Source organism: Larkinella rosea (assembly GCF_003858635.1).
Lineage (GTDB): Bacteria > Bacteroidota > Bacteroidia > Cytophagales > Spirosomataceae > Larkinella > Larkinella rosea.
Map to the genome: position 1 here is coordinate 1,063,384 of NZ_RQJO01000007.1, position 15,849 is coordinate 1,079,232.

10 protein-coding genes and 1 pseudogene are annotated in these 15,849 nt (G+C 52.5%); all 11 read right to left on the reverse strand.

The window, feature by feature from the left end; translation table 11 throughout:
- Positions 1–69 precede the first annotated feature (69 nt).
- The 11 genes and pseudogenes from EHT25_RS04640 to EHT25_RS04690 all read right to left on the reverse strand — a co-directional run bounded on the left by EHT25_RS04640 (position 70) and on the right by EHT25_RS04690 (position 15,849).
- Positions 70–1,329, reverse strand: coding sequence for an arsenic transporter (locus tag EHT25_RS04640; RefSeq protein ID WP_124871335.1), 1,260 nt, complete (start codon positions 1,327–1,329; stop codon positions 70–72).
- 520 nt (positions 1,330–1,849) lie between these two features.
- Positions 1,850–2,911, reverse strand: a complete 1,062-nt coding sequence (locus EHT25_RS04645; RefSeq protein WP_124871338.1) for an endo-1,4-beta-xylanase — start codon at positions 2,909–2,911, stop codon at positions 1,850–1,852.
- 24 nt (positions 2,912–2,935) lie between these two features.
- Positions 2,936–3,988 carry a glycoside hydrolase family 43 protein gene (locus tag EHT25_RS04650; RefSeq protein ID WP_124871342.1) on the reverse strand — a complete coding sequence of 351 codons (1,053 nt, stop codon included), beginning with the start codon at positions 3,986–3,988 and terminating at the stop codon, positions 2,936–2,938.
- Positions 3,989–4,046: 58 nt separating this feature from the next.
- The gene (locus EHT25_RS04655; protein ID WP_229311477.1) at positions 4,047–5,894 is read right to left on the reverse strand and encodes an alpha/beta hydrolase-fold protein; all 1,848 of its coding nucleotides are present in this window, start codon (positions 5,892–5,894) and stop codon (positions 4,047–4,049) included.
- Positions 5,895–6,020: 126 nt separating this feature from the next.
- A pseudogene (locus EHT25_RS04660) lies at positions 6,021–7,136 on the reverse strand (alpha/beta hydrolase-fold protein).
- 152 nt (positions 7,137–7,288) lie between these two features.
- Positions 7,289–8,365, reverse strand: coding sequence for an esterase (locus EHT25_RS04665; RefSeq protein WP_124871348.1), 1,077 nt, complete (start codon positions 8,363–8,365; stop codon positions 7,289–7,291).
- A gap of 5 nt (positions 8,366–8,370) precedes the next feature.
- Positions 8,371–9,531, reverse strand: a complete 1,161-nt coding sequence (locus tag EHT25_RS04670; RefSeq protein WP_124871350.1) for an esterase — start codon at positions 9,529–9,531, stop codon at positions 8,371–8,373.
- Positions 9,532–9,583: 52 nt separating this feature from the next.
- On the reverse strand, positions 9,584–10,438 hold the full coding sequence (locus EHT25_RS04675; protein ID WP_185731279.1) for a sialate O-acetylesterase: 855 nt from the start codon (positions 10,436–10,438) through the stop codon (positions 9,584–9,586).
- Positions 10,439–10,533: 95 nt separating this feature from the next.
- On the reverse strand, positions 10,534–12,069 hold the full coding sequence (locus EHT25_RS04680; RefSeq protein ID WP_374756155.1) for a glycoside hydrolase family 43 protein: 1,536 nt from the start codon (positions 12,067–12,069) through the stop codon (positions 10,534–10,536).
- A 58-nt stretch (positions 12,070–12,127) separates the two neighbouring features.
- Positions 12,128–13,810, reverse strand: a complete 1,683-nt coding sequence (locus EHT25_RS04685; protein WP_374756148.1) for a glycoside hydrolase family 43 protein — start codon at positions 13,808–13,810, stop codon at positions 12,128–12,130.
- Positions 13,811–14,034: 224 nt separating this feature from the next.
- The gene (locus EHT25_RS04690; RefSeq protein WP_124871364.1) at positions 14,035–15,849 is read right to left on the reverse strand and encodes a RagB/SusD family nutrient uptake outer membrane protein; all 1,815 of its coding nucleotides are present in this window, start codon (positions 15,847–15,849) and stop codon (positions 14,035–14,037) included.

The window sequence follows — 15,849 nt, forward strand, 5'->3', positions numbered from 1 at the left end:
CGGCCCTTTCCTGATGATGGTCTGAGGAAAGCATTCATTTATCTTAAGCACCCGCTCACGGCCTTTTCGTCAAAAATAGCGGTAATAGAGCCAGATGGCCCCCAGCGTACACAGCAACGGAATTGTCATCACCACTGCGCCTAATTTAAGAAACTCCCATGCACTGACGGATTGTCCTTCCCGGCGTAATGCGACCAGCCAAAGTATGGTAGCCAGGGACCCCGTTACCGACAAATTTGGGCCCAGATCAATGCCGATCAGGATGGCGCTTTTTATCATTTCGGGAACCTGCCCGGCCTGCACCACCGTACCCGCAATCAGTCCGGCCGGCAGGTTATTGACCAGGTTGCAGGCAATGGCCACGCCGACGCCACTCAGCCAGGTTGTTTCCGATACTGATCGGGCGGTGCTGGTACGTAATAGCGTGGTCAGTTCCTGAATAACGCCCGTCTTGGCCAGTCCTTCCACCAATACGAATAGCCCGGCCACCAGCGGTAGCACCGCCCACGACACGTCTTTAATTACGACCCACGGTTTTTTTCTGGCCCGGATCAGCACCAGTGCCGAAGTGACAATACCGGTTATCGCAGTTGGCAGGCCCAGGGGTTCATCAAGCGCTGAAGCTCCCAGCAAAATGAGTCCGGTTGCCACAATTCCGATAATAGCGACCCGCCCCCCCGGCGATAGTGCCGGAATCGCAATATCCTGCGCAACGGATTCGCGCAATGCGTCGCGTTGGGTAAAGCGTAAAATCACGAAGGTAGTGACAATGGAAACAACGGAGGGGAGTGTGTACTGCGCCAGCCAGACCCACAAGGGGGGCATGTACCTGCCGTAAATTACCAGATTCGCCGGGTTGGAAATGGGCAAAACAAAGGAAGCGGCATTCGCGATGAAAGCACAGATAAACAGATAGGGCAGTGAATTTTTAACCTTCGCCGTTTTGACGGCGGCCGCAACTGCGGGGGTAAGCACAACCGCCGTTGCGTCGTTGGACAAAAACGTGGTGACGACCACGCCCACCAGATAAATGAGCCCGAAAAGTCGGCTGGCCGATCCGTGGGCCCGCTGACTGGCATGGGCTGCCAGCCAATCAAAGAGACCTTCTTCCCGGGCGGTTTCGGCCAGCAACATCATGCCGGTCAGAAACAGGTATACATCCGTTCCTTTGACAATTCCCGACAGGCTTTCAGCCGGGGTGATCAATCCCAGCGCTAGCATTACGATAGCTCCTCCAGCGGCCCAGGTAAACTCGGGTCGATTAAACGGCCGAATAATGACCCCGGCAATCGATAAAATGGTGATAAACCAGATAAAAACAGAAGACATGTACACTAATTTAAACGTAATCAAGCTATTGGTTTACCAGTTCGGCAAGGCTCCCGTTGATAACCAAAAATTCCGTCTCCACGCTCAGATCCGTTGAAACTTTAGCAAAAAAGTCGAATAAATACAAAACCGACATCCTGGGTATGCTAAAACGGAACCGGTTAGGTTGCTCCGACACCCAAAAGGACCAGAATTAACCCCTCTGAGCATATTAACAGCGTATCGGCCTCTTTGGGTAGGATTCTCGATTAACCAGGACAGTTTTTGATCGCGGAAATGCGCCTTTGAGGTGTTTGCTAGAACTCCGATGCGATGGGAAAGCGAAATTTAGCCAATTCGTAAGGATTCGGGCATTAAGGAAATGCCACGTGAATGGGCTTACACATAATGCGAATGATGGACAGGTTTTGTATGGGGACCAACCTGTCCATAACTCTTACTCAGTCTACAACTTATAACCGCTCATTGAAAAGAAAAAGACTTAAAATCCGTTCACTACAATTCAGGGTTTAGGCTTTCTCTAGAACTTTGTTACACGCTCGTAGGCTTTTTTCGGCTGGCCATTCTGGTCGAATAACAAGGGATAATCTTTGCGGCCCGGAACCGGGAAATTGTCCAGCCAGGAATAACGATCGGTCAGGTTCCAGAACGTGACGCCGGTAATCTGGTTGCGATGCTTGCGAAACACCTCAAACAACATGCTGTAATGCGCGGCCTGTTTGGCATCCATCTCCGCCGTAAACTCGCTTTTGTCAGTATCCCGGTGAGCCCGGCGCTCATGCTCTTTGGGATACACCGACACGTCGACCTCCGTGAATTGGATTTTCAAACCCAGGCTGGCAAATTTGGTAATGGACTCCTCCAGCTCGTGTCTGGTCGGCTCGTAAATGGACCAGTGTGCCTGCAACCCCACCCCATGAATGGGAATATTTTTCTCTTTTAACTTCCTGATCAACTGATAGATGCGTTCCCGCTTCGAGGCATTTTCGGTGTTATAATCATTGTAAAACAACTGGGCAGACGGGTCGGCTTCGTGGGCATACTGAAATGCCTTTTCAATGTAGTCCTCTCCGATTATCTCATAGAACTTTGATTGGCGGTAAAGGCTTTTTCCCGTATCAGGAACGGCTTCATTTACCACATCCCAGGCATAAATTCGTCCTTTATACCGTCCCACCACGTCCGAAATATGCCGTTTCAGCCGGCCCAGCAATACCTCCCGGCTTACGGTTTTTCCGGTTGAATCGGTAAACAACCAGCGGGGCGTCTGGTTATGCCAGCAGAGTGTATGCCCCCGCAGTTTGATGTGGTTCTGCCGGGCAAAATCGGCAATGGCGTCGGCATCTTTCCAATTGTAGCGGTTTTCTTCGGGATGAATCGGGCCCATCTTCATCGCATTTTCGGGCGTCATGCTGTTGAAGTGGGTTTTGATCAACTCCGCATCCGGGCCGGGCTGGACCATGCGAGGATTGACTGCCACGCCAATCGGGAAGTAGTTTTGGTAATAATCTTTCAGTCCTTTTTCGGGCGCTACGAAGGAAACGGCCAAGACAATCACTAGATAGACGCTTAATTTCCGCATGAGTTCATGGATTTTAAAAGCTGATTACTTGTAAGCATCAATCGTTTTAATCGTTCCATCCGGATTATAGGTCAGCTCGGTTACTTTGAGGTTCCGAAGATGCGTTTTCCCGGAAAGCTGAACATCGTGATAGAACAAATACCATTTGCTGCCAACCTGCACAATGGAGTGATGATTCGTCCAGCCGAGAACCGGTTTTAATACGACTCCTTTGTACGTAAATGGCCCGTACGGATTGTCGCCGATGGCGTAGCAGAGGTTGTGTGTATCACCGGTGGAGTACGAGAAGTAATACTTGCCGTTGTATCGATGGAGCCAGGCTGCTTCAAAAAACCGTTTGTCGTTGTCCTTTTCCCGGAACGGTTTTCCATTTTCATCCAGAATCTGTACTTCCCGCACCGGCTCGGCAAAGCTTTTCATATCGGCGCTCAACCGGGCCACCCGGGGCAAATAAGCCAACTCATCTTTCTTTTTCAGGCCTCCTTTCGGGTTGTACTGATTGTTGTCCCAGCGTTGCAACTGCCCCCCCCAGATTCCGCCGAAATACAGATACGCTTTGCCATCAGCGTCCTGAAAAACCGTCGGGTCGATGCTGTAGCTTCCCTGAATCGGTTCCGGTTCGGGTTTGAACGGGCCGGTCGGACTTTTGCTGGTTGCCACCCCGATCCGAAAAATATCCTGTTTATCCTTGGCCGGAAAATAGAGGTAATACGTGCCATTCTTATAAGTAGCGTCGGGCGCCCACAGTTGACGCCCCGCCCAGGGAATGTCTTTGATGTCCAGCGCTACACCGTTGTCCTTCACAGGTCCACCGATCTTGTCCATCGACAAAACGTGGTAGTCGCGCATGGCAAAATGCCCCCCTTCATCGTCCTCTTTGACATCCTTCGCATCAATGTCGTGCGAGGGGTAAATGTAAATTTTTCCGTTAAAAACATGCGCGGAAGGGTCCGCCGTGTAAATGTGCGAGACCAGAGGTTGCGAAATCGGCGTTTTGTTTCCGTTGGACTGCGCCAACGCTGTCAGCGAACATCCCATTAGGGCCGCTAACACTGAAGATGTGAAAATTTGTTTCATCCGAGCTTAAGTTCGATGCGGTTAAAAATTGATTGGACTTCCGGTTCTGAAGCGGTTTTTACTTGAACAGCACCTGTGAAAATCCAAACAGATCGTGCCGCCAGACCGGCCAGGTGTGTCCGCCCGCGTATTCGCTATATTGGTATTTGATCCCCATGTCGTCAAACTTTTTCATCATCACCTGACAATTCTGATGGGCAATGTCCTCCTTCCCTCCCATCGAAATCCAAAGGTTTTTGAGATTGCGGTTGATGGTGCTGGCATTGGCTTTCATGAATTCATATTGAGGATCAGACAATGTTGGATTATTGGCAAACCAGCCCGAACTGAACACACCCAATGACGAAAACAGATCGGTGTTTTTAATACCGGCATACAACGTCTGCAAACCGCCCATCGACAGACCGGCCAGTGCCCGGTTTTTAGCGTCCGTTGCTACCTTAAAATTGCTTTCAACAAACGGAATGGCTCCCAGTTTCAATTCATTTTCAAATGCCCGCAAGACGTTTTCGTTAAAACCGGCCAGTCCACCCGGACTGTTTCCATTGCCATCCAGCATGACAATCACCATCGGTTTTGCCTTTTTCTGGGCAATCAGGTTGTCCAGAATCAGGTTCGTTCGACCCTGTGTCGCCCAGCCGCGCTGGTCTTCGCCCCCGCCGTGCAGCAAATACAAAACCGGGTATTTCTCGCTCGACTGGTCGTAGCCCGGAGGGGTGTACACATACATTTCCCGCCAGGTATTCGATGCTTTCGACAGGTAGCGGTTAATCCGAATGTCGCCGTGCGGCACCTCTTTCTGGGCGTAATAACCACCGTCGCGATCTGGAATTTCGATGCCGCTCGCCATCCGTCCCATGCCGTAAAACGTCTCACTGGCCGGATCGACCACCGCAACGCCGTCGATCAGCAATGAGTAATAGTGAAACCCCCGGCTGATGGAATCCGTCGTGACGGTCCAGAAACCGCTGGTATCTTTCACCATTGCATACTTTTTACCCAGATCAATCTGTACCTTCTGAGCCTCTGGCGCTTTTACTCGAAAGATCACCCGATTATTAGGCAAAATCTGCGGGTATTTGGCGGACCGGATGTTGGTCGAAGCTGGCGTACCGAGAATGGTGTATTTGGGCAGGGAAGCCACGTCGACGGGTTTAAACAGAAATTGCGAAAACATGTAAAGTCCGTTTTTCCAGACTTTAAAGTCGTGCACGCCCGGTTCGATGTAATACACGTGCGGGACATTGTGCTCATACAGGTAATCGTGGGTGCGTTTGCTGAACGTGATCAGCCCGTCGGCGTCACCGCATGAAATCCAGAGCAGTTTCAGCTGCTTTTTGGCTTCGTCCGGATTCGGTACCAGTTCTTCCGGCTTTTTGGTGTTGGGGGCCGACGAAAAACCGCCCACCCAGGCAAACTTGTCCAGATTGCCCAGCCCGAAATTGAGCGATTGCCCTCCGCCCATCGATAACCCGGCAATCGCCCGGTGCTCGCGGTCGGTCAGGGTGGCATACTTCTTCTCCACAAACGGAATCAAATCGTTTAGCAGATCCTTTTCGAACGTCGCGAACGCTTCGACCTTGTCCTTGTCGAACACATTACCCACGGCGCGGTCGTCTTTCATCGCCCGGCCATTGGGCATCACCACAATCATCGGTTCCAGTTTCTTTTCCGCATAAAGATTGTCCAGTATAACCTGCGGTTTGCCGCCCCGGAGCCACTCTTTTTCATCCCCACCAATGCCGTGCAGCAGGTACAAAACCGGGTACTTTTTCTTCTTCGAATAACCGGGCGGGGTGTAAATCAAGGCTCTCCGAGTCGTTCCGACGGTTTTCGATGCATACGTAACCGAATCCAGTTTTCCGGTGGCAATCCCCGTCCGGACCTGATCGAACCCCTGGGGCATTTCCTTTTCGCCGGGCTGCGATTGAGCCGCTGTTCCCACCAGCACCGCAGCGGTTAGGGCTAAATAAACTTTTTTCAGGAATACTCTTTTTTTCATGGTGAAGGTGAGTTTTCAGGACATTTCCGACTACTTGAACAGCAAGGGTGCCAGCTCGTGCAAACTGCGACGCCAGGTCAGGAATTCGTGGGCGGTTTTCTCGGAAACAAACGAAACTGCGTTGTAACCAGCGGCTTTCAAATCAGCGGTCGCCTTATTGACGCGATCGGGATTTTCCTTGCTGCCGCAACTCAGGAAGATCAGTTTGGCCTTTGGTTTATCCTTGAGTTCATCCGGATTGTAGATGCCCCCACTCAGCAGCGCGTAAGCCCCGAAAACATCCGGTTTGTTGAGCGTAATCGTGTGCGTTTCCATGCCGCCCATCGACAGGCCAGCCATCGCCCGGTTTTCCCGGTTGGTAAGGGTGCGGAAGCTGGCATCCACGTACGGAACCAATTCGTCGACCAGAACCGTCTGGAAGTGTTCGATTTTAAAATCCTTCATCCGGCCCCATTTCACCTCATTGGTCATGCCGTAGGTCATCACAATGATAAAAGGCTTGATTTTACCTTCCGCAATCAGGTTGTCCATGATCAGATTCGCACGCCCCTGATTACTCCAGGCGGTTTCGTCTTCGCCCCAGCCGTGTTGGAGGTACAACACCGGGTATTTTTTCGATTTCTCTTTCTCGTAACCCGGTGGGGTGTACACATACGCCCGACGCGAGGTGTTGGTGCTTTTGGACGGAAACAAAATCTGCTGCACGTTGCCGTGGGGTACGTCTTTCAGGGCGTAAAACTCCTGATCATGCGCCGGAATTTCGATGCCGCTTTCCCACCGGACCGATCCGTAGTAGTTCAACGCACCAGGGTCGTTGAACGTGCCGCCGTCGACGGTTAGGTGGTAATAATGAAAGCCTTCGTCCAGCGGTCCTTCGGTGGTGCCGGTCCAGAAACCATCCTCGCCTTTGGCCAGTCTGGTTCCTCCCCGTCCGCCCAGCCCCAGGCTCACCCGAACACTATCAGCCTTGGGAGCCTTGATCCGAAACCGGGCGTACCCCTGGGAGTTCACCTACGGGAATTCCTGCCCCGGCTGGTTGAGGGTGGAGGGTTTAAAATCCTCTAAAACCGTTTGGTTGCCTTGCGCAAAACAGCTTGCGCTCGTGAAGGCGGCTGCGACGAAAACCGCGAGAGTGTGACGAGTCATTGGGAGATTGGTTAACGTTTAGAAATCAGGTTTATTAAGGAGACGATTAGACAAGAGACGTTAGACAAGAGACAAAAGATATTAAGTCCTAACGTAACTTGCTACTCATCATTAGATAGTCTCATGTCTTACTTCTCTTGTCTGATGAGTAATCACTTAAAAAGCAGCGGCAGCGTGGTGGCGAGGTAGAGCTTGCAGTTCATCCAGGTATGGCCGCCCGGCACAATCTGGGTATCCAGTTTCAGACCCTTCTCGTTGAACATCGCGATGTTCTGCTTCACGGGCTCCAACAGAAAATCCTCCGTGCCGACGCTGATCGTAAATAGTTTCAGTTGTTTATTTAGCTGATCCGCGTTCGGCGACCAGTCGCTGAAGTTCTTTTTAAATTCTTCCGTGGCCGTATACGGAGCATACGAGCAGACGTACGCGAACTTGTCCGGATTGGTCAGCCCGATGTTCAGGGTCTGGCCACCTCCCACCGAAAAACCGGCTACCGCCCGGTTTTTACTGTCTTTGCCAACCGGGTAGTTGGCTTCCACGAACGGAATGATGTCATTAATCATGTCTTTCGTAAAATCCGGCATCGGACTCGGGCGCACATTGCCGTAGGGCATGACAATGAGCATCGGTTTGGCTTTCCCCTGCGCCATCAGGTTGTCGGCAATCAGGTTGGCCCGGCCCACTTTCGTCCAGGTTTCCTCCGTATCGGAGCCGCCGTGAATCAGGTACAAAACCGGGTATTTGGTTTTGGCGGTGGGGTTAAAACCCGGTGGAGTGTAGATAAGGAGTTGCCGGGTTGTTCCCAACGTCGTGGATTGGTAATACCGGTAACTGATTTTTCCGTGCGGTACGTTCTGCAACGAATGAACCAGCGGCTGGTCGCCGGGGATGTCGACGATGCTGCGCTTAAAACGCTCATTGGCAAAGATGTAGGTGTTATTGGGGTCCGCAATCTGGACGCTATCGACCCAGAAACTATACGGATAAATGTCCGGTTTGACGGGTGGAACCGTCACGCTCCAGATGCCGGACGTATCGTTGGTCATCGACACGGGCGCTTTCAGGAACTCGCCGTTCAGCGTTACTTTTTGCGCTTTTTTTGAGAAGTACCGGAATGTAATGCTATGATCGGGATGCACGTCGGGCGAACTAATGGCGGGCGGGCGTTGGGCCAGAACTGTCACCGAAAAAAACAGCAGGGCTGGAATCAGGTAAATGGGGCGTTTCATGTGGGTTAGCGGAAGAGTAAGGGTGTGGTTTCGGCAACGTACTTTTTGACATTCATCCAGGTATGACCACCATCGGTAATCAGGCTTTTGAAGTTTACCTTTTTCGCCTTCAGGTAATCCATGAATTCGACGGTGCCCTTGTAGAGAAAGTCGTCGCTGCCCACACTCACCCAGAACAGTTTTAATCGCGTGTTCGTACGCGCGGCATCCCCACCGATTTGCGGAAAGTTCCTGTCCATTTCGGCGGGAGACAGGTACGAACTGTAGCTGCACACCCAGGCGAATTTGTCCAGGTTACTAAACGCTGTGCGGAGCGTTTGCCCGCCCCCGCGCGAAAAACCGCCGATGGCCCGGTTTTCCCGATTGGCGAGGGTCCGGTAGTTTTTCTCGACATACGGAATGACCCTGCTCACCAGATCCGTCGCGAAATCGTTGGCCCGTTTGACCGCATCATCCCCGTCGCGCACCGTCGGGTCGGCGGGTTTGGGGCCACTTTTCTGCTCGGCTACCCGGGCCGCAATGTTGCCATAAGGCATGACAATGATCATCGGTTTAGCCTTGCCTTCCGCAATCAGGTTGTCCAGAATCAGGTTGGTTTTACCGACCTTGAAAAAGGTTTCTTCCGTATCCGTGGTGCCGCTGATGAGGTAAAAAACCGGGTATTTTGTTGCGGGGTTCTGATCGTAGCCCGGGGGAGTATACACCACCAGTGAGCCGGTGGTGCCTTCCAGCGACGGATAGTATTCATAGTTGATGGAACCGTGCGGGACATTCTTCATCGCGTGGACCAGGGGGGAATCGCCGGGCACATCTACCAGACTGGCCTTAAACCGTTCATTTGGAAAAAAGGCTACGTTGGCGGGGTCCATGACAGTAATGCCATCCACCTGAAAGCTGTACGGGTAAATATCCGGTTTGATGGGTTCCGTTACTACACTCCAGATGCCTTGCGCATCCTTACTCATTTCGACGGGTGCTTTCAAAAACTGCCCGCTTAACCTGACCTCCTTTGCCTGCGGGGCCAGGTAGCGAAAGGTGACGGTTTTGTCGGCGTTCACCTGGGGCGATACCACCAGCGGACCGCGCGGGGGTTGGGCAAGCACCGGGGCGGCACAGCAAAGAAAGGCCCACAGGGGCCAGATCCGGTTTTTTAAGCGTTTTCGCATGGTTAAAAGGTTTAAGAGATTGGTGACACTGGAAAGAGAGCAAACGGTTTAGTTAGTCGGATTTTTGATCCGAATAGCCCAGTAAGGCCAGCATCTGGGCCGCGTATCGTTTTCCCAACTCCCGGTATCCGGCGGCATTAAAGTGCAGGTTATCAGCCGCATCAGTGCAGCCCGCCGACGGAATGACGTGGGCGTTTTTGATGGTTTGCGGGAGCGTCGCAATGATCCGGTTCATACTCGCGCAAATACCGCCCTGGTCGGCATGTACGGTTTCGCCGGCCAGTAGCGGCACTTTTTTCGGATTCAGATTCAGGTCGTGCATCAGGTTGTCGTAAACCACCTTGACCTTTTTCGTCCACAAGGTATCACCCGTATTCGACTCACCCTGGTGCAGCAGAATGCCCTTGATGACGCCGTCTTTCTGCGCCAGTTTGGCCATCTCGACCAGTCGGGCGTAGGGGTTTCCGTCGTACTCTTTCAGGAAATTTTTCATCCAGCCCGGAACATTAGCCGTATAAGTCTCGTACTGATCTTTGTCGAACAACTCAATTTTACAGCCCCCCACGGCCACATTGATGACGCCCACCCGGATCTTTTCGGGTAAATGAGCGACCAGTTCCCGGCCAAAATAATCGGTGGGAGTCAGCCCGGTCCGGCACCGGCACAGGGGTGGCACTGCCGTATACCAGTGCCCCATCGTCCGGCCCAGGTCCGGGCAGTTAACGGCTTCCATCACCTGAAACCGGCGGTTCACATTCACCGTATCCTGTGGCTCAATTTTAGCGTTCCCCTCCATGTTGGATTGCCCCAAGCAGAGGTAAATATGAAAGTTGCGATCCTGGGCAAAGGCATTTTTACCCGACAACAGCAGGTAGGCAAGCAAAAAAAGCGGAACCAGTACTTTCATCGTCATTAAGGTTTAGTAGCTATTTCATCAGGATTCAAGGTATTGTTTTCTCTTCAATTTATCCTCGGCTGGAAGTCGCAAAGGGGAATGAAGCTTTATTTTTTTGTAATTGAATCCGTCACGCGGAAATAATCAAAATCGGCATACCCGCCCGGATTCGCAGTGGCATAGGTAAACAGCCCAAACCGATAGCCCATAAAATGCGGAATGGTGTACGGCATCTTCATTGGTTCGCCAATGTCGTGCCACGATTTTCCGTCCAGGCTGTAATAGAAATGTGCGATATCGGCCCGGTTGTTGAAGTTGCATTCGGTTTTCAGGAAGACGTTTTTTTGCGCCAGCGAAATTCGTTGAATTTCAAGCGGTTTTCCGGCAGCCGCACTCACCATGACAATGAAATGTTGCCCGTTTTCCTGTTTTACACCCACCAGTCCGTAGTTCTTTTGCAACAGGCTCAACCCGGCGAAATCCCCATCCTTCAGGCTGGAGACGTCGAGGGCGAGAGATCCGGTACATTCGGGGCCGATGGTCCGCTGTGTCAGGGTGTTGCGGGCTTGCACAAAAGACGTATCAATGTGACCGGTTTTTAGTCGCAGGTAGCCTTTTCGTTCCGCAACAGACCAAAGTCGGTTGTCGGGATTGTGGTTCCACTGCCATACCATCGGCAAAGCCCGTTCTCCTTTCTTACGGCTAAATTCATCGGAGGCCACGATTCCGGGAATGAGCCCCTTGCTGGCAGGCAGGTCGAGTGCTTCGGGCACTTTGCCATTTACGCCCAATACCGGCCAGCCCTCTTCCCAAGTCACGGGAACCAGGTACGGAATGCGCCCGACCCCGCCAAAATCCCGGAACAGGTAAGCGTACCATTTCCCGTCCGGCGTATCGATCAAACCGCCCTGTGCGACGCCCAAATCCTGTAGCGCGACCCGACCTTCCCACGGCCCCGTGATCCGGTCGGCCCGATGAATCACCACCGTCCGCATACCGCCACGCGGCCAGGTGATGTTAAACAGGTAATATTTCCCGTTGACCTTGAAGAGTTGCGAGCCTTCAGCGGGCAGTCCGCCATCCGTGCCCGAGGGCGTGCTGGCATTTTCGATGAGAACCTGCTCGGCTGTCCCCGGTTTTACGCCGGACGCATCCGCTGTCAGTTCCACCAGCCGGAGTTTGCCCCCGCCGTATATCAGGTAAACCCGGCCGTCATCGTCAAAAAACAGGCTGTGATCGTGATAGGCGGGTTTGAACGACGACACCTTCCACCGCCCTTTTTCCGGGTCTTTAGTCGTAAAGACGTAGGTTTTTCCGGTGGTCTGGGCGAAGGTGGTCACGTAATAGGTGCCCTGATGATACCGCAGGCTGCTGGCCCACGAGCCCCGGCCATAGCTGCTTTTGCCATTCGTCAGGTTCAGCGCATCCATACTGGCCAGCGTGTCATACGCATAACCGACCATGTGCCAGTTGACCAGATCGTTCGATTTCAGAATCGGCAAGCCCGGACTCAGGTGCATAGTGGTGCTGCTCATGTAATACGTCTTCCCCACCCGAATCAGGGCGATATCCGGCACATCAGCAAAGAGAACCGGATTCCGGGCGGTCTGGGCGTTCACTCCCGAAACCGTCACCAGAAGCATAATCCCGACTAAAACCGCCTGAACAATCCGCCTTCTCATTTTATCCAAATTCACTCAATTATTTAAACACCGGGTCATTTCCCGCGTATTTCAGGTATTGGAATGAAGCCGTGTTGGCGGATGGTTCCCCGGACGAGGTGGCATAGAGCCCATACAGGCACCCGATAAAGCTTCCCGCTACTTTGGTACTCAGAAATTTAGCATCCATCTTGTCTTTCAGCAGCACCCAGGTTTTGGCATCGGTCGAAAAATGAAAGCTATACGCATCGCCCTCCGAACTAATGCGCAGCCCCAGCTTCCCGGTTTTGGCTGCCAGCGGCACTTCAGTCAGCAATTCCATCTCTTTTGACCGGGGCTTGCTTTGGTAGAGTTGCAGCACGTCTTTGCCCAGCGACCGGGATTGGCACAACCAGTAAAAATGATCCTCGTCCTGAAGAATGATCAAACCCGCTTTTTCTTTTTCTGATTTGGGCGAAAATACCAGCTCGGTTTCGGCGATGCTGAACAGGTGCTGCTGCCGTTTTCCGATGAAAGCCGGATTGCCCAACTCCATAACGGTTTCGGGTTTCAGTTTCAGCGTCAGTCCCTGTTTCTTCGAGAGCGAATACCAGCTTTTATCCAGTGTCCGCATAAACAGCAACGTCGGGTCCAATTCTTTGTCGAAGGTCAGTGTGTAGGCAAAATTGCCCGACTGCGGCAGGGCGCCTTTGAGTTTCACTTCCTTGTATGAAACAGGGTAGCGGTACGAAATTGCCTTCTCGCCGTGCTCGATCATGGGCCAGTCGTTTTTCCAGGTGACGGGCGCGATGAATGTTTCACGGCCGGTGTTGTAGTAATCCCCTTCGTAGGGCCGGACGGCCAGAAAGATGCAATACATCTTGCCATCGGGCCCATCCACAAACTGCGCATGGCCCGCCGAGGTAATGGCGTCTTTCCGGTCGGTCGGCAACTCGCGCTGCGTTAAAATCGGGTTGCCTTCAAACGGCACATACGGTCCCCAGACCTCCTTGCTCCGTAGCACCACCTCCGAATGGTTGACCGACGTACCGCCCTCGGCCGCGTAGAGATAGTACCAGCCGTTTCGTTTCATGATGTGGGGAGCTTCAATCCACACCGGTTTTTTGCTGAGGTCCACCCCGCCGTTCACCAACTGTTTTTCTTCCCCAACCACTTTCAGGTTCTGGTAGTCAAACTCATACATCCGGATGGTCCGGTGACCCGAATACAACGGTTTTCGGTCAGGGGCATCGCTGTTGTAGAGGATGTAGGCTTTGGCGGTTTCTTCGTCAAAATAAATCGACGGATCGATGCCCCGGACCGATGGAATCTTCACCGGATCGCTCCAAGGTCCGGCCGGATTTTGGGCCGTCACCACGAAATTTCCGTCGTGGTCGATGTCGGTGCAGGTGAGGTAGTAGGTGCCTTTGTAAAAGCTGATGGCGGGTGCAAAAAGGCCCCGAGTCAGCCGTTCACCCATGAAATCCATCTGGGTAGGCCGGTCGATGACATTGCCGATCTGTTTCCAGTTTTTCAAATCCTGGCTGTGAAAAACCGGGATGCCGGGAAAATACGAAAACGTCGAAGTAACGAGGTAATAATCCGGCCCTACTTTCACGATACTTGGATCAGGATAAAAACCGGTCAGAATCGGGTTGGCCAGTGTGGTCGTCTGGGCGCAAACCGTATGACTCAGAATAAAGCCAAAAATCGTTAAAACGACCTTGCAAATCTTTTTTATCATGTTCATCATAAGCTTAAAATCAATCGTTATGCTACTGACGTACCAGCGTACACCCTGTACCTGCGTAGAACTTAGTTTGGGCACTTTTGACCATTGACAACCCCTGATCCTAAGCTATTATTCAGATTGGGTAGTCGTTAAACTCAAAAAATGTAAGGGGACAACTGTCGATTCCCCTTACATTCTGCACTACGATTTCACCTATATGCTACCAATAAGCTGATTTAATACCCCGGATTCTGCGGAAACTTTGGTCCCTCCACCACCCGGTCAATTTGCGTTTGCGGAATGGGTCTCAGCATGTGAAAATCCTGAATATAGGGTGCCGCTTCCGGATTCCAGGCTTTTACGCGTCTCACCAGCGAACGGGTCCGGACCAAATCGTGCCACCGTTGCCATTCGCCAAAAAATTCGCGGGTTCGCTCATCCAGGATAAAGTCGACGGTTACATCGGCCGGTGTAATGGTCATAGCCGTTACAGCAGCCGCGTTTTGAGCTGCCGTATTGGTCTTCCGGAAAGCCGCCCGTTGCCGAACCGTATTTAGCAAGGCAGCCGCCTTGGTCGCGTCGCCCAATTTCAGATACGCTTCGGCACCCGTTAAATAGACATCCGAAAAGCGGTACAGTACGCAGGGCCGGGTCGACGGGTCGTTGAAGTTAGCCCCCCGGCTGGGGTCCATGAATTTCTTCAGAGCTGGAAAGATTCCGTTATCCCACAGGCTGGGCGGTACCACCAGCCCTTTGAAAGGCCGCGTGCCAACGAACTGGGGAGCGCCTTCAACTTCATAGTCGGGCAACCAAACGGCAGTATCCGCCCCCACCACGGTGGTATACCCAATTCCCCGTTTGTTATTGGCAGCCGTGGGCGTATTGGTAACCGCCGTATTGGAAATATAAACCGTATAGAACGAATTGATAAACCGGGAGTCGACCGTCCGATTGGTAAACGCCTGATCCAGAAAGTAATTCTTGCCGGCATTTGCGCCGGATGGCCATTTGTAGCTATTCGGGCGCATCCGGGTATACGGACGTCCGTACTGCGAATCCCGGATCATCAGGGAGGTTCCGCTGTTGACGTAAGCTCCCGCAGCACTTTTAAAGGAATTGATGCCGCTGTTATTCGGATAATTCCAATTGGTAAACCAGGGAGTCAGATTGAGAGCGGCACCGCCACTTGCTCCTGCACCAACCTGATAATAGCCATATTTCGGGTCGAGCACGTGATCGCTGACAAACATGGTTTCTTTGCCATAATCGTTGGCCGGTACAAATGCGTCCCCAAAATCCTGCCACAGATCCAGACCATATGCGGCTTTATTGGCAATAATATCCGCACAAATCGCAGCCGATTGCGTAAAATCAGCCGCCGTGTTGTTGAGCCAGCCCCGGGTCAGATACGCCTTGGCCAGCAGCAGTTGCGCCACCGGTTTGGTAGCGGCTTTCCCCAAAAAAGGAGCCGTTGGCTGGTTTGGCAAATCAGCGGCAGCCTCCGTCAAATCCTTGATGATCAACTCATATACCTGGGCTGCTGGTTGGCGGGAGGCTGCCTGGGAGGGCACCGTAATAAATTCGGTGCTCAGCGGCACATCACCATAGGTCTGCACCAGGTAAAAGTACCAGAACGCCCGCAGAAACTTCGCCTGGGCCAGGTACTGCTTGCGGGTTGCTTCCGGCAAATCGGTCGTCTGGCCGTATTTGAGTACACCATTGATCGTGTTGATATCCTGAAAGGCAACGCCCCAGGCCGAACCAAAATTACTGCTATTCAGGCCATTGTACGTGTAGGGTGGCACACCACCGCTGCTGGCTCCCTGCAGAAATTCATCAGTTCCGGCCTGCATCTCAACGGTAAACCCTTCGGTACCCCACTGGCCCCGGATGTCGTTGTAAACCCCGGCAATACCGCCTAATACTCCGGACGGACTATTGAAATAGGAAGGGACAATCTGGGATTGCGGTTTTTCTTCTAATATTTTTTCGCAGCCCGTGTTGAGCAACGCGGTAAGGCCAATGATGGACCAGATTTTTATTGTTTTCAT

Excerpts from the sequence above, each read along its gene's own strand:
- EHT25_RS04690 (WP_124871364.1), bottom strand. The coding sequence starts at position 15,849 with ATGAAAACAATAAAAATCTGGTCCATCATTGGCCTTACCGCGTTGCTC.
- EHT25_RS04665 (WP_124871348.1), bottom strand. The coding sequence starts at position 8,365 with ATGAAACGCCCCATTTACCTGATTCCAGCCCTGCTGTTTTTTTCGGTG.
- EHT25_RS04670 (WP_124871350.1), bottom strand. The coding sequence starts at position 9,531 with ATGCGAAAACGCTTAAAAAACCGGATCTGGCCCCTGTGGGCCTTTCTT.
- EHT25_RS04675 (WP_185731279.1), bottom strand. The coding sequence starts at position 10,438 with ATGAAAGTACTGGTTCCGCTTTTTTTGCTTGCCTACCTGCTGTTGTCG.
- EHT25_RS04685 (WP_374756148.1), bottom strand. The coding sequence starts at position 13,810 with ATGATAAAAAAGATTTGCAAGGTCGTTTTAACGATTTTTGGCTTTATT.
- EHT25_RS04645 (WP_124871338.1), bottom strand. The coding sequence starts at position 2,911 with ATGCGGAAATTAAGCGTCTATCTAGTGATTGTCTTGGCCGTTTCCTTC.
- EHT25_RS04650 (WP_124871342.1), bottom strand. The coding sequence starts at position 3,988 with ATGAAACAAATTTTCACATCTTCAGTGTTAGCGGCCCTAATGGGATGT.
- EHT25_RS04680 (WP_374756155.1), bottom strand. The coding sequence starts at position 12,069 with ATGCTTCTGGTGACGGTTTCGGGAGTGAACGCCCAGACCGCCCGGAAT.
- EHT25_RS04655 (WP_229311477.1), bottom strand. The coding sequence starts at position 5,894 with ATGCCCCAGGGGTTCGATCAGGTCCGGACGGGGATTGCCACCGGAAAA.
- EHT25_RS04640 (WP_124871335.1), bottom strand. The coding sequence starts at position 1,329 with ATGTCTTCTGTTTTTATCTGGTTTATCACCATTTTATCGATTGCCGGG.